This window comes from Haloarcula nitratireducens, assembly GCF_019599505.1.
In genome coordinates this window covers 75,169-97,043 of the sequence record NZ_RKLT01000010.1, presented here as the reverse complement: position 1 = coordinate 97,043, position 21,875 = coordinate 75,169, and the positions used below count along the sequence as shown (strand labels likewise).

Genomic DNA, 21,875 nt, shown 5'->3' with positions numbered 1-21,875 from the left:
AGCAGGCCGAATGCCTTGAGGCCGCTAAGATAGCGTCGCTATCTCTGGGATAGCGAGAAACCATCGCTCTCTCGGATTACGTAGCTTCGAAGCGGTCCACTAGTGGATTAATTCCAAGTACATAGGATAGAATATTACTCAGAAATACTATGTGAATGGAGAGTAACTGATGAGCTAATGGCACAGAAACTCGCATCCCGTTTGGAGACGTTCTTTAAAGAGAAGACGGATGGGGATCTCCGGAGTATTGTGCAGTACGAGCAGGGTGACTTTACTGTCGCCTACCTCCGGGACGATGTTGCTGAGCAGTATACTGATGATGAGTTTGCAGATGCAATAGACGACTCTCGGTTCGAATCATTTTCGGCACCGATTTACGATGATCTCTTCTCCGACGAACACGGCGAGTTGACGTGTCTTGTCAAGTGTTTCGAGAATGTACTCGAGATGAATTTCGTGCTTGCAGACGGCGTTGGGACTGCAGTCGCGCTTGAAGCCGAGGCGTTTTCCGAAACTCATGGCCTCGTCGCCGAAGCGAGAGACGTCGTCGTCGAGGAGCGAGAGCAACTAGACGAAACGCAGGATTGGGACTAACGGTGGCGCGTCTCATCACGAAGGACGAAGACACACTCCAGTTCGAAGCAGTGTGTCTTCGGGAAACTGGCCAGTATTTCTGCTATGCAGCCGACCCTGACGAGGCTGACTTCACCGGGAGGCGATCCACTATTTTGAACAGGCAGTAGATGCCGATGAGACGGAGAGGGTTGAGTATCACATTCGACAGGCTCTCCAACTCCTTTCTATAGAGTGACCTCTCGAGAGACCATGGACTGAGTAGATACCAGGGGATGGTGACTAGTGAGACGCTCTGGGGCTAAGGTCGCCCCGAATCGTATGCGGCAAGTGCCTCTCGGGGCGGCCAGAGTTCGAATGGGGGTACACAGGACCGCATGTGTGGATTGAATGGGCCGCCATATTGTAATCCAGCCCTTGCAGACACTCTCTGGGTCTACTTCGACGGTAAGTCGAGCTAATAACGAGTAAACCGTGCGTAAGTGATGGGATAGAGACGCTCCGCTCATAGAAGCGACCACGGCACGAACCAGGTGATCGCTGATATCATGTGTATCTTTACCACGCAGACGAGCGTAGTTACTCCGTAGCCAGCAGTGCAACAGCGGCTACTGGAGACACCGATGCCAAAGACAGCATGTACAGAGTGTGGCCGTGAGTTTGCGTACGATACAGGGCGGGAGAAACCGCGTGCGCCGATGCGGTTCTGTCAGTACTGTGGTGCCGAACTACCACCACGAGAGGAGTGGTAATCAGCACTCGTTTTCGGAGTGTTGCTCATCACCGAATCTCTGCTGTCCCAATTGGTGTAACCACGGGGTCAATAGCAAGCCGGCCGTTGAGACGTCTCGTATTACGCTCTATCCGTGGGTTCAGATGGTTCGTCGGCTGACTTGAGTGAGTAAAGGCGTTTGCGGGCATCAGCGAAATAGATCTCCTCGCGAATCACGTCTCGGTCCTGGAGTTCCCTTAATGCATACCGAACAGTACGCACTGAGAGCCGTGTCTCATCGACGAGTTGGCCCTGGGTCAGCTCCCCCTCGTATTCCAGTGTTTTGTAGACGAGCTTGGCGCTGGGTGGCGCATCAGCAAGGCGGTCCTTCGCATCCGGTGCCACCATATGTGTCTCTACGGGGGCTACCGCTACAATCTTGGGTGTCTGCGGTCAGTCAGGCAGATCGGTCCTTGCAGGCGTCGCTTGACGGGACGTGGGGCTGATCGTTATCTGAGTACTGCTTTGGAGATTGCACGTGCGGAATTCGCCCTCTGTCGGTCAATTCAGACGAAGTACTTTTCACCTCTCTACCGCTAAACTATATCATGAAAAATAGCCATTACAACGTCACGTGGCTCCTAACAGAGAGCTTGCGTATTGGAGCCATAGTGCTACTTGGATTTCTCCTCGCTCATGTACTCAGCCTATTGATTGAAGGATTCGCCATTGAGTTACTCTACGGGATTGAGGGAACCCTCGTAACGGCCATCCGATACACCACTCTGCTTACGGCATTACTCTACGTAGTCTCAAAGGGCGTTAACGAACCAACATCAGCAACCGCATTCGGTGACAACTGAACAATACGCATATCTACCTACCAGCTAATTCGACGTGCGAGTAGTGAACCCAACCGACTGTGACAAGCGCTTTGCCACCCGTTGTCTAGAGCCTGCGTTGCCGTGCAGACGGGTTCTACGCGCTACCACAGCTATCCCTTCGATGGCGTGTGGAACGTTGTTCCAGAATCAAAGCTCGTGAGGTCGTCAATCCGCGCTTCTAACTCCTCGATTTCCTGTTGGAGCGCTTCGGTATCCTCGTCCGTGGCAGCAAGCTGGTCTTTCAGCCCTTGCAGTCGCGTTTCCTTGCGCTCCTCGTCCACCTCGGCTTTCCGGACGTATTCACTCTCCTCGATGTCATACACATCAGATTCGGCGAGGTCGGTCACTTCCAGTGCGTCATCGACCTTCTTGGCGTCGACGGTTGTCACACGCTCACGGGCAATCCCTGCGTCGTCTAGCAAGGCAAGCACCTCTTCGTCATCCTTGAGCGAGCGGTTTCGGCGTGCCGTCCGCTGTACTGATCCGTATTGGCCGCTGACTGGCTGGTCATGATGGAGGCGGTCAAGGAGTACGCCACGGACCGCTTGCCGGAGGTCGTTCGCGTTCCGCTGGACGTCTGAAAGCAACGTATAGAGATTCACCAGTGCAGGCGTTTCCAGCCCGCCGAGATCGGTTGGATCGTGGCGTTCGAGCGCGTCAATCAGGAGCAGTGCGTCGGCGTAGACTGGCATATCCGGTTCGTCCCGGTCAGCCGTCTCACTGGCTACCTCGTGAGCGTCAACAAGTGGTGAACTCGTTGGCGTCTCCGTCTCTGTCAGCGTGCCCTCTCGGTCATCCAGCTTGAACCGGGGATGGAGACTCAGGACGGTCGCGTATGGTTCGGCGTCGGCTGGCAGTCGGTCCAGCTCGAAGCCGGGCTGGGCGTCGTGCACGCGCTGCAACAGCGTCTCAAATTGCTCGCGCTGGAGTGGAATGGTTCCATCGGCATCGCGGTACGTGATGAGAATCCGATGTTCTTGCACATCCGTTAGGCGAAAGGGGGTCCGCGACAGGGGCGTGAGTAGTGTCGCATCGGACGATAACGCCTCAGCATGATCGAGAAGTGTGTGCCAACGTTCGCTGAACGGCATACGGAGTCTTCAACAGCGGAGGCCAAAAGCCTCCGGATGCCACGCACTCCGCTCTGCTGGACCTGTGCTCGTCGTAACTGATACACGACCACACTGAGTCTGCTCGAGATAGGAATGGCGTCCAGCAGTGATTCTTCGGCCCCGGTCGATGACGAGGTCCGCCAGCTATACGAGCAGTATCAGACGGCTGAGAGTGCTGAAGAACGCCGCGAGATTGCACTGGAGATGGGAAAACTCGATGGACGTCGGCACGCGGAAATCTATACGGCACTCGAAACCGAGTGATCGAATTCTCCTTTGATTCAGAACGACTCTGCCTATCATGCTGTCTGGTACCAAGTCTTATCCGATGTAAGGCCCTCTCTGTTGGGAGCATGGGTACGCTCGAAAAAATGCCAACAAGAGACGGTGTGTGTGACGACTGTAAAGCGGCATGCAAAGTCCGAGTGTGGCCAGATGGAGAACTTCGTGCAGTCGGCAATGGTGGTGAATGTAGGTGTGGCAGTCTCTCGTTTCACTGATTCAATTGGTCGTCTCATCGTTGTACACCGACCGTTGCGGAGCTGTCTGTCCCTTTGAGCGGCTGTAGTACTCGGTACGCACACCTACTGCGGGGAATCAGTTCGGTGTCGGTTCTGCCTAGGGCAGCCGCTGAGTAAGTGGGCGCGATGGTACTGGGAGTCTTGGTGGTTTGGTGTTCTAGAAATACTCTTCAGCGATGAGCGCGCCAGCGACACCGAGGAGTCCCCCAACGAACAGTCGCAGTCCATGTGGCAGGCTGTTCTGCAGATGGCCGAGCAACGACCGCTCGATGCCGGTTCCATGCACAAACAGATGAGTCACCGTTACCCCGAGAATCCCGTTTCCGATAGCAAAAACAATCCCGCCGACCAGGAACCCCATGACGACACTTCCCGGAGTGTGGGCTGTCGTCGTCAAATGATATGCGATGCCAGCACAAGCGAGGGGGATCCCGACGGTAAATATGGCGCCGCCGACGGTCATGATTGGTTGCGACCACGTGTCGATGTAGGTGGTGCTCGCCGTCGGGGACAGCAGTTCTTGCGGCACGATAATGAGCAGTGTGGTGGTGAGGAGGAGAAACAACGCACCGAATACGCCAATCCCGGCACCGATTTTAGCGGGTTTCTGGAGATACATTCCTGATTGGTGACGCTACTCCCTCTTTACTTCTTGGTTCGATGTGTTATTTGAGCCAGGGGCGTTTCAGGCTGATCGGTTGGACAAGGCAGACGGTTTACTCGAGGGCCGCAAGGCGGCCAAGGAGTTGGTTGCGGTGGTAGTGGGCCTTGCACGAGACGGTGGGTCACTACTCCGACGCTGCGGAGAGTTTTGCAGAAAGACGGTCGCCCCTTTTGGTGGTCAGTGTAGGCGAGTCACCTATCGATGTAACGAGAAACCAAGTTGGCAAGGAGAAGGCCAAGGGGAACTGCTACTCCAGCCACCACCCCGAGTACAAGACCACCACCAAGCGTACCTTGTTCAAGATACCCAATCAAGAAGCCTAAAATGGCCGCTATCGCAGTATAAACAATGACACGGTTACGGTCGAATGAGGGCTTACCACTCATGTATGAAGTCTGGACTGGTAAGGATATTCAACCTTTGCTCAATACGCAACCCTATCTAATAGATGTTTCACGTGAAAAATATGTGAAAAATAGGATTTCAACAGAGTCGGACACCACTCATTTCGTGAACTATCTATCCAATTCTGTCTATCCCGAACCCGACCTACGGAGTCCCCAATCCACGTCCTCTTTAATGCCATCTCTCGCAGCGTCTACTCGTTCAACCATCTCTGTTCCAATCTCTTCAACGGCTTCTTCTCGCGTAATCTCTCCTGACAGGTACTGCCCAATAATTAGCTCCTCGCGGTCTGTTAGTTCCATAGGTTGGTAATACGGGACACACCGTAATAGTCCCCGGTGTCGGCATCAGGACTAACACACCTCGCGTCGTATTATCAAACAACTATGGGTGACCAACAGACGGCACTCATGCGACTTCGGGGCCGCGACATCACACTTCGTCGTGCGGCTGAGATTGTTAGCCGGAAGTATATCGATATCATATCGCTCGCTGACGCAGACGACAACGAACTGAAACGAGACATCGCCCAAGCGTATCGAGAAAATGCGGAACACGCAGCCAAAACCAACGAGCAGTGGAAACACACTTCCACAGAAGCAGACGAGCATCTTGGGCCACATCCTGACAAAGACTGAACGTCATCAGCAGTGTCAAAATATGCTGATAATATAGTTATACTTACAAATAAGTAGTCTCGCTTGGTGGAGAGAATATGGCGATCGAATTCTCAGGGGAGAAGAGGGAGGCTGGTCTGACCTGACAATGGGACTCAACGCACGGTCAAAGTTAGAAGTATTCCCGGCAGAGCCGGGACAAATCCGAATAGCACTTTCGTTGCAAGCCAGCCACGGAGAGATGGGCTTAGAGGTTGGATTGTCCCCCGACCAAGCTCGGTCAGTTGGCCATCAACTCCTCGCCCTAGCTGATGACCTTGAAGACGACCGCGAAGAATAGTAGCCACCGTCGCTGGAAGTGGTCGAAGACTCACGCCGGAAACTTGAAACAAAGTGCTTTGTTGAAATCCTCAGCAGATGATGTATTGTGACACGAGGCGGTCAATTCAGGGGAATGAAATAACGATCTTCGCCGTTTTTGGCAGAAACTTTTAGTTGGTATTCTTCTCGCCGAATTTTGCCCCTTTCCTCACAACGTGTTCGTCTCTATCCCACCTCACGAGTTCTTTTGCTTCTAGTTCTTCGAGTGAGAGGTGCTTCAATTGAAGGCGGAGTTTCGCCACATCTTCGTCGGCAGAAGGTGGTTCGTTACGGGGTGTATCCCTCGGTATGCTATTCTCGGTCATGAGATGCTATACTTAGGTTCTGAATTCGGATTAACCCCGAAGGTTTTCACGCAGATTTGTTTTTTGAGTAACCGAGTGACTACCAGTAGCCTGTACTCAGTACGCATTCCTACTGAGTGGCTGTTTCAGATACTGTGCTGGGTAACAAACGGCGGTTCGAGGGAATCTGACGAATTAGATAACCAACGCTCGAACAAATGAGGCCGGTTTGTTGGTTAGCCCTGTATCAGCTCACCTTCCTGTGCTGATCGACAGTACGAAGAAGTTCACCGTGACATCTGTGCGACCGCCGAGACAGTCGAGCAGCTAAATGCCAGCGCGAGATAACCGCCGAGTGACACCTCTGACCCGGGTTCGACGAGCTTCGCGAGAGCAATGCCGGCGAAACAACCTTTCGCGACGATGCTGGTGACAATCGCGAGGACGGTATGCTGGTCGGTGTTCATCGTGCCTCCCTGGGATCGGTGATGGGTGCTTGTGGCGACGGGCGGCGTGTCGGTTGTGCTGTGCATAGCTGTCTCTCCTCGTGGCATCGTTCTCCCGCACCGACAAGCACACAGGCGGGCGCTGCGACGGTCTGTGTATTCGTCGGCGGTCGGAACCTCTTGGTGGCCGAAGCGTGCGTTCTACCCACCGTTGCTAAAGACTACAGTCTATCCCTTTTACCCAGTGCTATGTCTGAAGCGAGTCCACAAGCATTGGTTGAGAGTGCTGCCGACCATATACAGACGAGTAACGAGCACGAGCAACGGGCAGGCGAGCTCGCTGCAAAGGCAGAAGGACAGCTGCAAGAGCACGTCGCGCAGCAGCTTTCCCGACAGCTATGTCGTCGCTGTTGACGCCGTCTATGACGGCCCAAGGGAGCGGCTTCGTTGTTCGTATCTACGACGAGCAGTAACCGAAGCGGTCGAATCCATTGCTAGTGGGGAACTCGAGGTCGATTGCAGCCGGTCACAGGAAGTCGTGATTGGAACTGACGTCCCCACAGCAGCGACCACACAGCGAGATCGAAGCCAGGACATTCGTGGGATCATCGAAGCGTTGGCGGAGCAATTCGACGACGGCGCACCGATTGCTGCGGTTGTCAAACGGGCACACCTGGTTGGCATTGGCCAGGACAAGGCTGAGCATGAGATCGAGACGCTGAAGCAGCAGGGCGAGGTCTACGAGCCCCGTACAGATCACCTCCGCACGACCTGAATTGTGCTGACGTCTCAGTCATCGAGGTCGGTGCGATACCCGATGACGTTGAGTCGTTCGTCGTGCCGTATGCCGAGGGGCGATGGTTCCTATTAGAGAGTGTCGTTCTGGCTAGGTGGTGGTATCGATCCCACCGATATACGCGCAGGCGGGCTGTGTATCCGCCGGCAGCTAGGGCATTTCGGTGGTCGGTACGATGGGACTAGAATAAATGAGATTTTTTATTAATAGAAAACTTCATATATGAAGAGTAATTTTTACCAGTTGTGTACCAGTTTACGCCCGATGAAATCGATAGAGAGCGGGCGAATTACCAGGCGGTGAAGCAGGGTGCAGATGATATCGATGCAAAGCGCATCGGGAATCTCGGAGAAATCGCGTTCGAACAGTTCTGCCGTGAATACCTCCCAGCAGAGATGTGGGAGTGGGAAAACGAGGATGCGATTCGACGGTGTAACCCGGAAAGCTTCTCGGGACACGATTTCGAGGTGTTTGGATACGAGATAGACGTGAAGACCTCGCGGGACGTGTCGGCGTTCCTGCCCGAAACGCTCGTCGAGAACGATTCGGAAGACGACATTGTGGTCATGGTGTGGCATCGAGACAACGAGGATAGCCTGATTATGCTCGGATGGGAGCATGTTGAGACGCTCCAATCGAAAGTCGAGACCGAAGCACAGTTTTCGGGCAACTCACCGGCGAAGTTGGAACATCTCGCGACTCGACCCATGAACGATCTCCAAGATCTCGGGCCGAACACGGCGAACATGAACCAGACACCAACCAATCCGTTCCAGCCAGGAGATCGTGTCGAGAAGCGTGAGAATGATGCTTCTGTTGGCGTCGTTGTTGAAGTGCTGCCACCCGAGACGAAAGTCGAGCTGTATGGACAGGAACTCGATGGCGAGGGCGTTCGGGTTGCGTTCCCGAGTTCCCTCGACGAAGGGCCAGGCGATTGGCGTGATATCTCACCAGCGCTGTTGTCCTCGTACTGTGATGATCAGAATATCAGTCTCTACACCTACAAGCACGAGAATCTGCAGTTTGCGGAGCATCCATTCGTCGTCGGGGATTACGTCATCAAATCGTCTCACGACGACCCGAATCCTGCTGTGGTAGTCGACGTGGCTGGTGACGACGTGAGTATCGTCTACGAAGGGCCGCGTGGAGACGAGGTAGCACCGGCCAATCTCGAGGCCCACTGTCACGAGGCGGCGCTGTCGATCTACAGCTACGCCCATGACGAAGTGGCATTTCTCGCGAGCGAGTGACATGGGAGGTTGGTGGTACCGTCGATATGTGATCGAGCTGTTTTTCGTGGGATTAGATTGTGTCGCTGTCAGCGCGTTTCGGCTGCTTCAACCTCCCGAGGGTCCGTCTGAAACCCGGCCGAGAAACCACTCCTGCATGGCTACAACGGTCACTTCAACCTCCCGAGGGTCCGTCTGAAACTCGTTGAATACACAACGCAGGGCGGCCCTTCGACCGACTTCAACCTCCCGAGGGTCCGTCTGAAACCAGTCCGCTAAGTCCGACTCCGGCGGATCGGACGAACTTCAACCTCCCGAGGGTCCGTCTGAAACGCCGCTGCTTGGGCAACGCTTATACTGTCGGACCACTTCAACCTCCCGAGGGTCCGTCTGAAACGACGGCCTCTCGAATCTGACCGTCGGGACTACCAGCACTTCAACCTCCCGAGGGTCCGTCTGAAACCGCCCATACCCACTCGTCACCGACTTCGTACGTCTCACTTCAACCTCCCGAGGGTCCGTCTGAAACACCGTCTTCGGCGAGACTGAGAGCGTCGACAACTGACTTCAACCTCCCGAGGGTCCGTCTGAAACGCTTTCACTGGCGATAGATATGAGTGAGAACCTCCATACTTCAACCTCCCGAGGGTCCGTCTGAAACGAGTCTAAAAACACCAGAAGCAAGCGAGCAACGCGAACTTCAACCTCCCGAGGGTCCGTCTGAAACTAATCTACGACGACGATGCGACCGACTCGACAACATACTTCAACCTCCCGAGGGTCCGTCTGAAACGAGTTCGACGGGTTCGCCTTCGTCGATAGACCGATACTTCAACCTCCCGAGGGTCCGTCTGAAACAACCCGACGCTCGGATACTGGCAGATGAGATATACGACTTCAACCTCCCGAGGGTCCGTCTGAAACGGAGCTTGAAGACGGCCGTCAGGTCCGAGTGAAGCACTTCAACCTCCCGAGGGTCCGTCTGAAACGAAGTTCTCGACGAACACGGTCACGTTCACGGGAACTTCAACCTCCCGAGGGTCCGTCTGAAACTCTGGAGGACGGGGGTCCCCAGAGAGGGGTGCCGACTTCAACCTCCCGAGGGTCCGTCTGAAACGGGCGACAAGACCAAGGACACCGTGGAGTACCTCGTACTTCAACCTCCCGAGGGTCCGTCTGAAACGCTTTGCTAACGACTCTTTCGTGTCCTCGCGGACTACTTCAACCTCCCGAGGGTCCGTCTGAAACCCGCGTCGGCGGCCGGCCCATGACTGTGTTCGGGTCACTTCAACCTCCCGAGGGTCCGTCTGAAACAGCCGCCGGAAATCCGCCGACTCGCCGCCGAACGGCGACTTCAACCTCCCGAGGGTCCGTCTGAAACTCGTGTTGCTCGTCGAGCCACGCATCGAGATCCTCACTTCAACCTCCCGAGGGTCCGTCTGAAACTCACAGGTAGCCCTCCAATCCGGACGAGTGGATGTAACTTCAACCTCCCGAGGGTCCGTCTGAAACCTTCGACTTGGCGCTCCGCGAGCAGGACACCCGCGCACTTCAACCTCCCGAGGGTCCGTCTGAAACCATGGCCGATTTGCGGGCCATAATGGCTGTTGCGTCCGAATTCACTTCACTATTTTCGTCGACCGGCAATACCCCCTAAACCCCCGGGGGTCGACGACGGTAGCTACAGAAATTGCTGCTCGTCCATCGGATCGTCACCGTACACCGACCGCTCAACATAGCTCTCGGAGTCCATTCGGTACACCATGACGGATTCGCCGTCCTGGAGCATCGACTGCAGTGTCTCCTTGACTTCGACGAGTGTTCCCTCAGTGAGTTCGCCCTCGAAAACGGAGTTCTGCACGTGGGTGAGATATCGGCGGAGATACTTGAGAAATTTCGGCGTCCGATCGGCCTGGACGTCGTAAACGATGATGGCGTAGACCACAAGTTACCACCACCGTTTGAACGGAACGTACTCCTCACCGGTGAGGAGGTGTTTTTTCAGTTTGTACACCTCGACACGGAGGAGATATTGATAGCTCACGTGTTTGTTCAGCCGGGGATGCTCAACCGTCTGTTCCAAGCTCTCCTCGAACGCTTTCGAGAATTTCTTTCGACCGTCGTCGTTGAGCAGAACTCCGTTGAGATCGTCTTCGAAGTCGTCAAGTTGTAACTGACTGCGGTTCACGAGCCGGAAGATGACTCGGTCGGCGAGAAGGGGTTTGAACAGGTCCGCGATGTCGAGAGCAAGCGAGTAGCGGCGTTCGCCGGGTTCGTGGAGGAAGCTCACTGCCGGATCGAGTGCCGTCGCGCGGATCGCAGAAACGATGTTGGCGTACACGAGCGAGTTGGCAAAGGAAATGAGGCTGTTGACCTCGTTGTCGGGCGGGTTGTACGTTCGACCCGCGAAGACGAACCTCTCGGGGAGTACGTCGTCGAACATCGAATAGTAGGCCCGACGCGCAGTCGCTTCAACGCCCATGAGTTCGTCCGTTGGCATGTCGTCAGCCAGTGATTCGCGCTGGGTGTCCAGCCGATCGACGATGTCGCCGAACTCGTGACCGCGCCCGTCGTAGTATTTCACGTTCGCTCGCATGTTGTGGATGCTGCCATCGATGAAGCGCCGTGCGATAGCACGTCGCCGTTTGGGATCATCGTACGCTCGGACCTGCTCGACGAGCGTCTGGCCGGAGGTCTGTCCGCGTTCGGGCATGATCGACCCGGCGTAGTAGTCGTTCCAGCCGAAGACGTGCATCGCGACGCCGACATCGTTGAGAAACGAGACCAGGCGGGTATTGTAATCGATCTGCCCGTGCAGGAACAGTGCCTCGGCGTTTTCGATTGGCAGGTACTTTTTGTCGTCGTCCTCGGTCACGAGGCGGACAGTATCGTTGTGTCGTTCGAGTCGGCCATCGGTGAATACGTGGTAGTTGTCGTTCATAGTCAACAGCTCCAGCAAAAGTCGTGGTACGCACAGGAGTCACAGAACGGCTTTTCTTCGGCTGGCGGCGGGGAATCACTGGTGACGACGTCGTGGATGCCACGGATTGCGTTCTCGACGCGGTCGACATTTGCGTCGGTGAGTTCGACGTCCTCGCGCTTTCGTTCGGTCGGATGTGCGAGGACGCCGTCGCGGTCGACGCCGACGACCCGGTCGAGGTACCACAGGTAGTATAACAGCTGAAGTTTTGCTGGTTCGACGAGCGACGAGGACGGTTTAACCTCCATCACGCGGCCGTCTTCAAGGACGTCGATCGCGATCGTGCCGTCGACCGAGATGTTTCGGCGTTCGTCTTCGTACGCTGAGTCATCCACCTGTGTACCGCGGACGACGGCGGCGTTGTCGCGGTCTATCTCGAGGTGCCGGGACGCGAACCAGAGTTCGCGCTTACAGACCTCGTAGTACTGCATCATCACACCGGTCACATGGAACGAATCGTCGACGGCCTCATTGCGAGCCGAGCGGAGTAATCGTTCGACTGGGTCGTCAGCTGTCCTATCAGGGGCCGTATCATCCTCGGTCATATGAAGAGATGGTCGACGCTGTTTTCGGGGACAACGAACCCAGTAGTCGAGTCGAAATGTGACCCGTACTCGCGAACGTCGAGCACGCGAATGCCAGTCCCGTAGCTGATTGCGTCGTTCGGAAGCAGTAGTGGGAGTTGGGCAAGCGCGTCAGCGGTCTCCCCATCTTCGCGATACACTGGTACCGATATACGCATCGATTTCGTCCGGTCCAGCTGCTCCTTGAGTGCCCCGAACTCGTAGCTGTCGGCCGTGTCTCGAACGGACTCGACCAGCGTACGGTCCTCGTTAGATCGGCAGACAACAACGTCGACAGCACGCCGCTGGTCGATGAGAGACAGCGACGCAAGTTTGTCGGCCCGCGCTTCGTCAACGTAGTCGGCGTACGCCTGCTGTCCGACGTCTTTCTCACGGTCGAGACGCTCGTAGTACCGTTCGACGGCGTCTCGAGCGACGGCTGTCTCTGTGAGCTCGCCCTGTTCCGTTCGGATCGTTGCGAGCGTATCGGCGGCCACCGGAAGAAGCGACGTGCCTCGATTGTATACGGCTTCGGCGGGTGTCTTTCTCTGATCCTCAGGAGCGGCGAGCCACCAGACTGTGACTCGACCGCGAGCACGCTCGAACGAGCGGTTACACCGCCCGGCTGCTTGGACGATACTATCAATCGGTGCTAGGTCTCGGTACACCCGATCGAAACTGATGTCGACACCGGCCTCGACGAGTTGGGTCGAAACGGCAACAACTGGATGGTCGCGCTCAGTAAGCTGTTTCGCGATTTCAATGAGTGCTAATCGATCAGTCGGTCGCAGTCGCGTCGAGAGGTGCAACACAGCGGGCCGTCCGCTCGATTCGAGACGCTCGACGACATTTTCGACGACGGTCTCAGTATTGTTGCAGTCGAGCTCGTCGGCGAACACAGCAGCGACATCCTGGAGATCCGGCCTGGTGTCTGTTACGCGCTCCGTGAGCTTCCGGGCACTATCGACTGTATTGCAGACCGCGAGTACCGATGCACCGTCCGCAGCGACATCACAGAGATCGGTTGCGGCATCGTCGTAGGATTTCGCGTCCGCCTCGCCCGGATACTCGATGTAGCGCTCCACCGAGGAATCTAGCTGATAGCTAACGCGTTCAACTGCTTCGAAATACACGTCCGGATTATCGACGAGTTCCAGTGAGTCCGGGAATAGTTTCGGCTGTGTCGCTGTCATCGCGATGACCGTGGCATCGTACTGTTCGGTGAGCAGATCAACGAGACGCGGAACGAGCTTCCACCAGTCCAGCGGGAGGCTCTGGGGCTCGTCGAGGACGATAACGCTATTTCGAAGCGCGGGAAGCTTCATCGACTGCGTGTTTCTGGGTCCGGCGAGGCTTTCGAACAGCTGGACGAACGTCGAGACAGTGAGGCCAGCTCGCCAGCTCTCTCCAAGCATTCCTGCAACGTCGTCTGATAGATCCGCCGCATCGCCTGCCTCGTCGGCTTCGTCGTAGATGATGGTCTCAGCAAGATGATGATGGGCGGTGAGCAGTCTGCCCGTGGCATCTGTCTCGTAGATGTCTTGGAGCTCGTCGACTACCTGATCGATAACACTGGTAAACGGAAGCGCGTATACGACTCGCTCGCCGTCGAGTTGGTCCCGCAGTTCGAACGCGGCAGCGAGTCCAGAGAGCGTCTTCCCCATTCCGGTCGGCAGTGTTAGCCGTGCAACGCCGCCGCCGTTGTCGGCCATCTCCTGTGCACGGTTGACGACGGCGTTACGAGCGCGCGACCGGTAGTGGTTGAGCTGTTGGGCCGATGTCCCATTTGGGTCCGCGTCGGCGTCGGCTTCTAGCGCTCGAACATACTCATCAAGTCGCTCACTCGATGGTTTCTGGGCCGCATACGTTTTCGGACTGTTCGGGGCGTCGGCTGCACTCGTCTTATCGGCAAGGACAAGCGCGCTCCAACACTGAAGGACGAGCGTGTAGCAGTCTGCTGAGAGTGCGTCGCGATTTATGCTCGGCGTGAGTCCAGATGTCCCAACAATGGCGGAGATTGCCGGGAGTTGGTCCAGAAACCCGCTGGCGAACGACTCCCAATCGCCTTCGCCAGCAGTAGCCGCTGTGAAGACGTCGGCGGCGAGGTCGGGAGCATGCTCGTGGATATCTCGTAGCTGATGCTGAATGGCATCTTGCTGACGCTCCGCTGCGTTCTGTCTTTCTGGGTTGTCGCGTCGAGTCGTCCGGTCATGAACATACTCGGCGATGTCTGGCAGCTGTCCGTGGTGTTTCGCGACAGCGACGAACCCAGCTAGGCATGTCTCCGTGCTGAATCCTTGAGCGTCGAGCGCGTAGTACGCGGCGAACGAACCGAGCGGTGCGTGGTACCGCAGCCGATCGTCGTCGTACTGCCGTGGCTTATCGAGGAGGTACTGCTGGAAAAATGTCGTCGCTTTTCCGAAGTCGTGCACGTGGGCAAGCGTCTCGACGACTGCTCGAAGCGACTCTCCAGCGGGTGTCGTCGCATCATCGTCAACGACGTATCCGACGCGCTCGGCAACGTCTTCGAGGTGGTCTGTGAGATAGACTCCCTCGCGATCACCCTCGGGTGGGTGGGAGTACCGCACTGGCATCAGACGAATACCACGTTCCGACCGTCGACGTGAGCGGTCTCAACATTTCGAACATCAAGTCCCGTAGCGTCCGGGCTGTATGTGTACGTGGTAAATGCCGTCGTCGTTCGACCGCCGCTGTCGGTCGCCATAAACGCCGGCGATTCTTCGACCTGACACCTCGTTTCCGGACTGAGGACCACGTCATCGACGGCATTCGGAACGGCCGAGTCAACGGTAACGACGCCGTCACTTGGCCCGTCCGAGATTTCGAACTCACCGTGATAGTCCAGTTCCGCGAGGTACTCGGAGAGGCCGAGGCTCGGAACGTAATGCGACCGACCGGCCTCGAGTAGTTCCCGCAATTCACGATAGCGCTGTTCGTCGGCCAGTGCGATGTCGAGCCGATATTCGGGTTCAACGAGCACCTCATAGTTGTGTTGCTGCCGGAGCGTCGTTGGGTCTGGAAGCTTCATGCTGATCTTCCCACGCCCGTTGAGTGATCTGAGATCACCAGCCGCCGTCGAGAGCGTGTTCATGGGCATGTTCACTGTCCGGAGTTCGGTGGTCGGCTCGATAGCAATTGCCGACGCATCTGACGCGAACAGGTCGTAGTAGCCATCCCGTTCGATACCGAGGACGGCAGCAAGTAGGCCGGCGACAGTCGTCCGGGGGATAACCCGGTACGTTTGTTTAACGATGTTGCCCTCGACACGCCGAAAGTGCCCCCACGGACCACGGACAGTCACGGAGAGACAGCGATCCGGGGTCCACTCGTCAGCCGGTTGGTCCGGCATGATTACTCGCTCGTCGAGAGCGTTGCCGTGTGTTCGTCGTAGACGTCCACGACCTCGATGGCATCGTCGCCAACGGCGTCCCGAAGCGCGCCGTAGAGGAGTTCCGGTCCGCCTCGCTCACCATCGTGAGACAGCTCGAGGACATCGCTCGCCACGACGCGAACACGATTAATCTGCTCGCTCGCATTCGCTAATCGCCTAACGAAGTCATCAACTGCGACGGTAAGATCTCGAACGTTTCTGAGTTCCTCGTCCGGTTTCGAGGCATCCTCGTCCAGTCGAAGGTCCTTGTCGAGGCCACCGAGGTGGAAGCTCTCATCAGCGTACTCCACTCGACAGTAGAGACGCGGCTCTTGTCCGACCTTGCTTCGGCTGATGGTCTGGTTTTTGATGGCGCGCCAACAGAGCGTATCGAGTCGCTCAACGTCCGCCTGGGAAAGGGTTGTGTCCGCGGCCCCGTGTTCGTCAACGAGGCCGTGGAAGCCGATGAGTCCATACTGGATTCGGTGGTCGTCGAGATCGAACCCGCCCTGCTGTTTGTTCTCCTGAGTTGCGATGACGCTCGTCAGACTATCGTACTCCTCGTTTTCGTTGACTGCGTGCAGCGACTTCCCCGGAGAAAACTGGACCGGTCCGGTGAAGTGATCTGGGAGGTGCTTCGCGTACTCCTCGTCGGTGTCGACGGACATCGTTGCCCCGAAGTACCGGACGTCGACGCTCTCACCGAGGAACTCTCCAAAGATGTCATCGCGGAACTGCTGAGCCTCGTCCTCGTCGTTGAGGTCGTAGTCATCTGGATCGACTGCCTTCAGTCGGTCCTCAAGGAGTTTCGCTCGTGTGTACTGTTCGCCTTCGTCCTGGACATTCCGGATGTAGACGCCGTGACCGTCGTCTTCGAGCTGGTCTCGGAGATACCGTTTCAAACGAACGTCGGTCACGATAGCCTGCTGGGTCTGCGGGTCAATCCGTGGTCGGTTCGAACCGCTTAGTGGGTTGCCGTTCGGATTCGCGTCGACGGCATCATACAGGAAGACGATTTCAGAACGGTTCTCGATGTCAGTGTTCGTGGCTGTCATATTAGTTTTCCTCCGCAGTCTGCGTATCGGCAGTCGGTCGATCATTCATTCCGTAGGTCACACCCAGCGCGTAGTAGAATCGGAGATCATCGGTCTCGATTTCCCACTCGTCGGGATCGCGTTCGAGAATTGACTCCCGAAGTTGGTCGACGATATGCGCGAACTTCGTCCCAGGGAAGCTGGCGCCCTGTTTTTTGTCCTGTCGCGTGTAGGTCAGCGTCTTTCCGACTGCCTCCTGTGTGACCTTCTTGATCCGCGTCGTCGTGATCGACTTTACGGGGAACTGATCGACGAGCGTCGTCGAGCGATCCTCGTAGTACTCCTGATAATTGCCGACAGCACCGACCAACGCACCGAGCAAGAATGCACCCCGGCGTTCATCGTTGCGAGTGGTTGCAGCATCTTCGGTGCCATTACGTGCGAGCGCTGGCGTATCTTCAATGAACGATTCGAGCTTGACAGCGGCGGCGTTGCCGCCGTCAGCGATAACCTGAATGTCTTCGGCTGATTGCATAGTGTGTTCCTCGTAGGTAGGGGGTACCGTGATTGATTGCTTGCCCGCATCTGCCGTCGTCAGCAAGTCCAGGTCGCTACCAGCCAGCGCACACAGCTGTGCGAACTGGGCCGCGACACGGAGTGAAGGGAATCCCTCAACATTGTCGTCGTCCTCTTCACTCGTGATACGGTCAACGTACTCCGCGAGCAGCGTCTCTACGGCAATGGTGCCACCGCTGAGTACGTTAACAAGCGCCTCGATCCGTGGATCGTCGGCATCTGCATCATCGTCATCGCGGTCCGCAAACGTCTGTGCGAAGTACCAGCCAGACGTAATTGAGTGGAGCCGAGCACCACTATGGACTAAGATATCCCAGCTTTCAGTGGTCGGGAGCGGCGAAGTCCTATCACCGCCGGAATTGAATGCTGCTGTGTCACTGACGATCCGGTTGTGTTCAACAGCGAGTTCTTGGGGGTAGTGGAGTCGGCCGTTCATCGTCTCGCCAAAGACGTCATAGCGCGATGTCTGGTGTGGCATCACCGCCGAGACGTAGAACCGGAGCGCATGCTCCTCATCTGGCATCTCTTTGAAGTATTCGTACGCTTCCTCGACCGGCGTTTTGTCATCGTCTTCGGTAGCTGCCGTGTAGAGCATCTCGTACAGCTCGAAGGCATGTTCGGCTGTCGGCCGACCAAAGAAGTACGGGAGATAGTAGACCTTCGCGCCGAAGGTCCGATAGGTACAGGCCTCGATAAAGGTTTCTGCATTCATCACAGTCAAGGCTCCATCCTCGGAGAGAGGATGTGTTCGCCATGCGTTCTCGATATCAAGACCTGGGAACTTTTCGACCTGCTTGCCCAGAAAATAGTTCAATGGGTCTTGCGCAGTTCCAACAGTTTGAGTTCGGTGCTCAGTAATGAGATCAACTGCTTGCCCCGCTGAGTTAGACGCATTGTTTTTCGAAACCAATTTCGAGAGTCGTTGTGCTCGCATACCTCTCATGAGCACATCGACTTCTGCAGGCCACCGATAGTCACCATCGCTTTCTGTCTTTATTTGAACAGTAAGAATTGCTGTCCGATCACCGCCGACTTGCCGCCTGACCTGCTCTTTTATTTTGTCGACAACGGCCTCGGTGCTACCAATTGCTGCAAGCGTCTCGATTATCCATCCATCGTTGTGACTCTCAGCGATTTCTTGGACAGCATCCTCAGTAGGCCATCTCGTAAATCGGTGCTTTGCATATTCTCCCAGCCGCTCTGGTGATTTGTTTTTCCCCGATTTATGTGAAATACTGTGATCAATGCCTGAGCCGCGATTTTGGTAGTAGCAGTGTGCTACCTTTGGGATAAGATCCTTAGTATACCGAGTCACTTGCACCGGTCCAGTTTCATCTTCAGCAAGACGCGGCTGGTCTCCAGACAAATCGACACGGATGACGATGAGGCTCTCATCGGTGTCGAGTAAGTCGTTTGCGGCAGCAGGTGTAAGATACGACGCGTACTGTCCGCCACCCGTCGTTCCCAGCGTGTATAGCTTTCCATACAGGTACTGGAGCTTCCGGAGCGACGATACTGGTGCATCCGGTAGTTCCTCGGCCAGCTGACCTTCATACTCATCTCGGAACTCCTCAGGCGAAAGCATTCTCTCCCTCTAGTTCCGTTTCGTCAGGTCGCGTTCGGTCAGTGATATTCAGGAACCCGAAGCCCAGCGAGTTGCGCTCACCGAGGCCAACGTCCAGCGCCAAGTTCAGATGGCGGCGGTGGTCGTCATCTCGGACCGTGTAGTCAAAGCGCCACTTGCTCAGGACCCATGTCTCCTCGCGGCCGGTCGTCGGCGTGACTGGGATGGCGAAGGTCTTGATGAGGTCGTACCCATCGAAGAGATCGCCGTCTACATCGGAGGGGCCGGGTAGGTAGTCCGGTGCGTACAGACCATGTTTCTTGTCGAGGTTCGCTTCGATCTGGTTCCGGAATGGTTCCATCGTGTGCTTCGGTCGCCAGAACTCTGCCTCGTCGTGGTCGACGTCCATGTCGTACTCGTCGAAGCGCCACGGTGGGATTCTGACGAGGACGCCCGTCCCTGTCTCGAGGGTTCCAGTAGTTCCGGGCTCGCCGACGTCCGGCGACAGTGGCGTGACTTTGTCGACGTGGAACGGCATCTCGCCGATGTTCAGTTCTCGGTCGTGAGTGAGGTCTTCAGCGACGTGGGCGAGCAGCGATTCTTCGGTGGAGGCGACGAGAAGGCTTCGCTCGTCGCCTTCTTGCATTTCGCCCGGTGGGAATGGATTACTATACGCGAACGGTTTGGGTTGGTTGTCGTCGTGGTGCGAATCGTAGTCGCTCCCTTCGAGAGCCTGCCACAAGCGCCCGCGAAGCTTGTGATGATAGGTATTATCGTAGGCAGCGTCAGCACGAGCGCTCAACCGAACGAGAATCCGCACCGGTCAAATCACCTCTCGTCTATTGGATTTCTGCATAACAGGATGGTTGTCAAACGAGTGGTAAATAAATGACGGTTAATCGGAGTAAAAGTAGATAGTCCAAATAGAGGTCTACTGAAATTGGCGTCTGGTGGCGTCTCGACGGCGAAGTTTGCGGAACTTCGATTCCACAAGGAGCCGTCTGGAAATCCGCGACCCAAGACAAATTCCTCGAGCTACAGGTGCTTCAATCACTCAAGAGCCCGTCTGTAACTATCGACAGGATAGTGTAGTCCTGTTCTATCGGGGTGCTTCAACCGCCCAAGGGTCCGTCTGTAACGGGTTGCGTTCATCGGTTAGTCCTCAAGTTGGTTGACTTCAACCGCCCAAGGGTCCGTCTGTAACTGATCTCGAGCTGGCTTGACGCTGGAGAGGATCGAGCTTCAACCGCCCAAGGGTCCGTCTGTAACCACGTGCCAGGTCGTGTTCTCGTCCGGCGCTTCCCGGCTTCAACCGCCCAAGGGTCCGTCTGTAACCTGTGTGGACCGCCCCGAAAGCGGACGGCGGACGGGCTTCAACCGCCCAAGGGTCCGTCTGTAACCGACACTAACCGACGGGAGATATGGGACCTCTGTAAGCTTCAACCGCCCAAGGGTCCGTCTGTAACTGTATGTCCAATCTGGACCCCATGCACCCGAATCAGCTTCAACCGCCCAAGGGTCCGTCTGTAACCGTGTAGCGTTTTGTGGGTCAACGCTGAGAGCGTCTGGCTTCAACCGCCCAAGGGTCCGTCTGTAACAAGCACGGCCGCTTCCAGCTCTCCCAGACCGGCGTGCTTCAACCGCCCAAGGGTCCGTCTGTAACTAGAGTACGACATGGAGGCCATCGAGGAGGCCTGTGAGCTTCAACCGCCCAAGGGTCCGTCTGTAACCCTCGAAGAACGTCGACTTCAGCCACTACTGGATGCTTCAACCGCCCAAGGGTCCGTCTGTAACTAGTTCACATATTCGGCGTAGTCCGCGGTATAGCCGCTTCAACCGCCCAAGGGTCCGTCTGTAACAACTCCCTAATCGGGGCGACCAATTGGGCGACGGAGCTTCAACCGCCCAAGGGTCCGTCTGTAACGTGGGGAGAAGGGATGCGGTTACTGCGCGCCATTCGAGCTTCAACCGCCCAAGGGTCCGTCTGTAACTCGATCTTTCCGGTCGCCGTGTCGACGAGCTCTTTGAGCTTCAACCGCCCAAGGGTCCGTCTGTAACTCGAACGTCGACAACCTCGAACGTGCCGCTCGGTCGCTTCAACCGCCCAAGGGTCCGTCTGTAACGTAGTGCATTATCATCACGCCGCCGGCCCCGACCGCGCTTCAACCGCCCAAGGGTCCGTCTGTAACAAGGTAACTCCCCTGCAACGGTGGCAGATATGACGGCTTCAACCGCCCAAGGGTCCGTCTGTAACCCGCGTGGACAGTCACAGCCCCAGCAGAGCGCAGGCGCTTCAACCGCCCAAGGGTCCGTCTGTAACCGGCGCGTCTCCGGGTCGCGGATCGTGTCGGGGCGGCTTCAACCGCCCAAGGGTCCGTCTGTAACGCCCGGTTTCGGTAGAGGTAGCCGGCCGCGAGGCCGCTTCAACCGCCCAAGGGTCCGTCTGTAACTGTGTGATAAGACTGCTGGCTGTTAGTTACTACCGGCTTCAACCGCCCAAGGGTCCGTCTGTAACTCTATCAGTGCGCCCTTTTTGCCAGCGGCAGTTAGAGCTTCAACCGCCCAAGGGTCCGTCTGTAACTCACTTCCCGAACTTCAACGGAGACGTTCTGCGAGGGCTTCAACCGCCCAAGGGTCCGTCTGTAACTGACCGGCCGCTGGGGACTATCTCGCACGGGAACAAGCTTCAACCGCCCAAGGGTCCGTCTGTAACACGCCTTAGACCGCTGGAACGTCTTCGGCGACGACCGGGCTTCAACCGCCCAAGGGTCCGTCTGTAACCGTCCAGTCGTATACTGGATAGAAGTTGTAGACCGGCTTCAACCGCCCAAGGGTCCGTCTGTAACCGTCGGAACGGACTCCGAATCCCCGGTGTTCCACCGGCTTCAACCGCCCAAGGGTCCGTCTGTAACAACCCTAACCCGCTGAGTTTGCCCGCCGTTAGTTCAGGCTTCAACCGCCCAAGGGTCCGTCTGTAACACGTCTCGCGTGCGTCGCGGACCGGCGTCCCGCGCTCGCTTCAACCGCCCAAGGGTCCGTCTGTAACAGCTCCTCGACGTCCTCCGGCGGATCGCCGAGGACAAGCTTCAACCGCCCAAGGGTCCGTCTGTAACTCCACCATTTGATCAGACAGAGCCGTTCCG

General features: G+C 56.6%; 20 protein-coding genes and 2 CRISPR repeat arrays (1 of these 22 running past the window's edge). Of the genes, 6 read left to right on the top strand and 14 right to left on the bottom strand.

Annotation, left to right across the window (positions count from 1 at the left end):
• The first annotated feature begins 177 nt into the window (after window positions 1-177).
• Complete coding sequence (locus EGH23_RS18175) at window positions 178-594, top strand: DUF7522 family protein (RefSeq protein WP_220581399.1); 417 nt, start codon at window positions 178-180, stop codon at window positions 592-594.
• A gap of 832 nt (window positions 595-1,426) precedes the next feature.
• On the opposite strand, the gene EGH23_RS18170 is transcribed toward EGH23_RS18175, so the two are convergent.
• Window positions 1,427-1,693 (bottom strand): winged helix-turn-helix transcriptional regulator, encoded by a 267-nt coding sequence (locus tag EGH23_RS18170; protein ID WP_220581398.1) that lies wholly within the window; start codon window positions 1,691-1,693, stop codon window positions 1,427-1,429.
• A 200-nt stretch (window positions 1,694-1,893) separates the two neighbouring features.
• Here EGH23_RS18170 and EGH23_RS18165 point away from each other — a divergent pair, with 200 nt between their 5' ends.
• On the top strand, window positions 1,894-2,148 hold the full coding sequence (locus tag EGH23_RS18165; protein WP_220581397.1) for a hypothetical protein: 255 nt from the start codon (window positions 1,894-1,896) through the stop codon (window positions 2,146-2,148).
• A 131-nt stretch (window positions 2,149-2,279) separates the two neighbouring features.
• Here the strand turns inward: EGH23_RS18165 and EGH23_RS18160 are convergent, their stop codons facing one another.
• Window positions 2,280-3,260, bottom strand: a complete 981-nt coding sequence (locus EGH23_RS18160) for a DUF7983 family protein (RefSeq protein ID WP_220581396.1) — start codon at window positions 3,258-3,260, stop codon at window positions 2,280-2,282.
• 114 nt (window positions 3,261-3,374) lie between these two features.
• Here EGH23_RS18160 and EGH23_RS18155 point away from each other — a divergent pair, with 114 nt between their 5' ends.
• On the top strand, window positions 3,375-3,545 hold the full coding sequence (locus EGH23_RS18155) for a hypothetical protein (RefSeq protein WP_220581395.1): 171 nt from the start codon (window positions 3,375-3,377) through the stop codon (window positions 3,543-3,545).
• Between the two features lie 414 nt (window positions 3,546-3,959).
• On the opposite strand, the gene EGH23_RS18150 is transcribed toward EGH23_RS18155, so the two are convergent.
• Together EGH23_RS18150 and EGH23_RS18145 are read right to left on the bottom strand one after the other, a co-directional pair.
• Entirely contained in the window at window positions 3,960-4,421 is a 462-nt protein-coding gene (locus EGH23_RS18150) for a hypothetical protein (protein ID WP_220581394.1), read from the bottom strand.
• A 578-nt stretch (window positions 4,422-4,999) separates the two neighbouring features.
• Complete coding sequence (locus EGH23_RS18145) at window positions 5,000-5,173, bottom strand: hypothetical protein (RefSeq protein WP_220581393.1); 174 nt, start codon at window positions 5,171-5,173, stop codon at window positions 5,000-5,002.
• Window positions 5,174-5,257: 84 nt separating this feature from the next.
• Here EGH23_RS18145 and EGH23_RS18140 point away from each other — a divergent pair, with 84 nt between their 5' ends.
• Window positions 5,258-5,509 (top strand): hypothetical protein, encoded by a 252-nt coding sequence (locus EGH23_RS18140; protein WP_220581392.1) that lies wholly within the window; start codon window positions 5,258-5,260, stop codon window positions 5,507-5,509.
• A gap of 470 nt (window positions 5,510-5,979) precedes the next feature.
• On the opposite strand, the gene EGH23_RS18135 is transcribed toward EGH23_RS18140, so the two are convergent.
• A complete protein-coding gene (locus EGH23_RS18135; protein WP_220581391.1) occupies window positions 5,980-6,174 on the bottom strand; it encodes a hypothetical protein in 195 nt (64 codons plus the stop codon).
• 266 nt (window positions 6,175-6,440) lie between these two features.
• Window positions 6,441-6,686: a hypothetical protein gene (locus tag EGH23_RS18130; protein ID WP_220581390.1), complete on the bottom strand. Its 246-nt coding sequence runs from the start codon at window positions 6,684-6,686 to the stop codon at window positions 6,441-6,443.
• 196 nt (window positions 6,687-6,882) lie between these two features.
• Here EGH23_RS18130 and EGH23_RS18125 point away from each other — a divergent pair, with 196 nt between their 5' ends.
• Complete coding sequence (locus EGH23_RS18125; RefSeq protein ID WP_220581389.1) at window positions 6,883-7,374, top strand: hypothetical protein; 492 nt, start codon at window positions 6,883-6,885, stop codon at window positions 7,372-7,374.
• A 266-nt stretch (window positions 7,375-7,640) separates the two neighbouring features.
• Window positions 7,641-8,645 (top strand): DUF7961 domain-containing protein, encoded by a 1,005-nt coding sequence (locus EGH23_RS18120; RefSeq protein ID WP_220581388.1) that lies wholly within the window; start codon window positions 7,641-7,643, stop codon window positions 8,643-8,645.
• 84 nt (window positions 8,646-8,729) lie between these two features.
• Window positions 8,730-10,202: direct repeats of the CRISPR family, unit length 30 nt; unit sequence ACTTCAACCTCCCGAGGGTCCGTCTGAAAC.
• A gap of 103 nt (window positions 10,203-10,305) precedes the next feature.
• Here the strand turns inward: EGH23_RS18120 and cas2 are convergent.
• Genes cas2 through cas6 form a run of 8 tightly spaced genes read right to left on the bottom strand, consistent with a single transcriptional unit; the run spans window position 10,306 to window position 19,552 of the window.
• On the bottom strand, window positions 10,306-10,569 hold the full coding sequence (gene cas2, locus EGH23_RS18115) for a CRISPR-associated endonuclease Cas2 (protein ID WP_220581387.1): 264 nt from the start codon (window positions 10,567-10,569) through the stop codon (window positions 10,306-10,308).
• A gap of 3 nt (window positions 10,570-10,572) precedes the next feature.
• Window positions 10,573-11,565, bottom strand: a complete 993-nt coding sequence (gene cas1b / locus EGH23_RS18110) for a type I-B CRISPR-associated endonuclease Cas1b (protein ID WP_220581386.1) — start codon at window positions 11,563-11,565, stop codon at window positions 10,573-10,575.
• A 2-nt stretch (window positions 11,566-11,567) separates the two neighbouring features.
• Window positions 11,568-12,149: a CRISPR-associated protein Cas4 gene (cas4, locus tag EGH23_RS18105; RefSeq protein ID WP_220581385.1), complete on the bottom strand. Its 582-nt coding sequence runs from the start codon at window positions 12,147-12,149 to the stop codon at window positions 11,568-11,570.
• On the bottom strand, window positions 12,146-14,761 hold the full coding sequence (locus tag EGH23_RS18100; protein WP_220581384.1) for a CRISPR-associated endonuclease Cas3'': 2,616 nt from the start codon (window positions 14,759-14,761) through the stop codon (window positions 12,146-12,148). The genes cas4 and EGH23_RS18100 overlap by 4 nt, the downstream gene beginning before the upstream one ends.
• Window positions 14,761-15,537 (bottom strand): type I-B CRISPR-associated protein Cas5b, encoded by a 777-nt coding sequence (gene cas5b / locus EGH23_RS18095; RefSeq protein WP_220581383.1) that lies wholly within the window; start codon window positions 15,535-15,537, stop codon window positions 14,761-14,763. Before cas5b ends, EGH23_RS18100 begins: the two co-directional genes overlap by 1 nt.
• Before the next feature lie 2 nt (window positions 15,538-15,539).
• Window positions 15,540-16,613, bottom strand: a complete 1,074-nt coding sequence (gene cas7b, locus EGH23_RS18090) for a type I-B CRISPR-associated protein Cas7/Csh2 (protein ID WP_220581382.1) — start codon at window positions 16,611-16,613, stop codon at window positions 15,540-15,542.
• Window position 16,614: 1 nt separating this feature from the next.
• Entirely contained in the window at window positions 16,615-18,753 is a 2,139-nt protein-coding gene (gene cas8b, locus EGH23_RS18085; protein ID WP_220581381.1) for a type I-B CRISPR-associated protein Cas8b/Csh1, read from the bottom strand.
• Window positions 18,740-19,552, bottom strand: coding sequence for a CRISPR-associated endoribonuclease Cas6 (cas6, locus tag EGH23_RS18080; protein WP_220581380.1), 813 nt, complete (start codon window positions 19,550-19,552; stop codon window positions 18,740-18,742). The genes cas8b and cas6 overlap by 14 nt, the downstream gene beginning before the upstream one ends.
• Before the next feature lie 223 nt (window positions 19,553-19,775).
• Window positions 19,776-21,875: direct repeats of the CRISPR family, unit length 30 nt; unit sequence GCTTCAACCGCCCAAGGGTCCGTCTGTAAC; it runs 2,009 nt beyond the window's last position.

What these genes read in the sequence shown, in the direction of transcription:
- EGH23_RS18175 (WP_220581399.1), top strand. Translation starts at nt 178, where the DNA reads ATGGCACAGAAACTCGCATCCCGTTTGGAGACGTTCTTTAAAGAGAAG.
- EGH23_RS18170 (WP_220581398.1), bottom strand. Translation starts at nt 1,693, where the DNA reads ATGGTGGCACCGGATGCGAAGGACCGCCTTGCTGATGCGCCACCCAGC.
- EGH23_RS18165 (WP_220581397.1), top strand. Translation starts at nt 1,894, where the DNA reads ATGAAAAATAGCCATTACAACGTCACGTGGCTCCTAACAGAGAGCTTG.
- EGH23_RS18160 (WP_220581396.1), bottom strand. Translation starts at nt 3,260, where the DNA reads ATGCCGTTCAGCGAACGTTGGCACACACTTCTCGATCATGCTGAGGCG.
- EGH23_RS18155 (WP_220581395.1), top strand. Translation starts at nt 3,375, where the DNA reads ATGGCGTCCAGCAGTGATTCTTCGGCCCCGGTCGATGACGAGGTCCGC.
- EGH23_RS18150 (WP_220581394.1), bottom strand. Translation starts at nt 4,421, where the DNA reads ATGTATCTCCAGAAACCCGCTAAAATCGGTGCCGGGATTGGCGTATTC.
- EGH23_RS18145 (WP_220581393.1), bottom strand. Translation starts at nt 5,173, where the DNA reads ATGGAACTAACAGACCGCGAGGAGCTAATTATTGGGCAGTACCTGTCA.
- EGH23_RS18140 (WP_220581392.1), top strand. Translation starts at nt 5,258, where the DNA reads ATGGGTGACCAACAGACGGCACTCATGCGACTTCGGGGCCGCGACATC.
- EGH23_RS18135 (WP_220581391.1), bottom strand. Translation starts at nt 6,174, where the DNA reads ATGACCGAGAATAGCATACCGAGGGATACACCCCGTAACGAACCACCT.
- EGH23_RS18130 (WP_220581390.1), bottom strand. Translation starts at nt 6,686, where the DNA reads ATGCACAGCACAACCGACACGCCGCCCGTCGCCACAAGCACCCATCAC.
- cas1b (WP_220581386.1), bottom strand. Translation starts at nt 11,565, where the DNA reads ATGAACGACAACTACCACGTATTCACCGATGGCCGACTCGAACGACAC.
- cas4 (WP_220581385.1), bottom strand. Translation starts at nt 12,149, where the DNA reads ATGACCGAGGATGATACGGCCCCTGATAGGACAGCTGACGACCCAGTC.
- EGH23_RS18100 (WP_220581384.1), bottom strand. Translation starts at nt 14,761, where the DNA reads ATGCCAGTGCGGTACTCCCACCCACCCGAGGGTGATCGCGAGGGAGTC.
- cas5b (WP_220581383.1), bottom strand. Translation starts at nt 15,537, where the DNA reads ATGCCGGACCAACCGGCTGACGAGTGGACCCCGGATCGCTGTCTCTCC.
- cas7b (WP_220581382.1), bottom strand. Translation starts at nt 16,613, where the DNA reads ATGACAGCCACGAACACTGACATCGAGAACCGTTCTGAAATCGTCTTC.
- cas8b (WP_220581381.1), bottom strand. Translation starts at nt 18,753, where the DNA reads ATGCTTTCGCCTGAGGAGTTCCGAGATGAGTATGAAGGTCAGCTGGCC.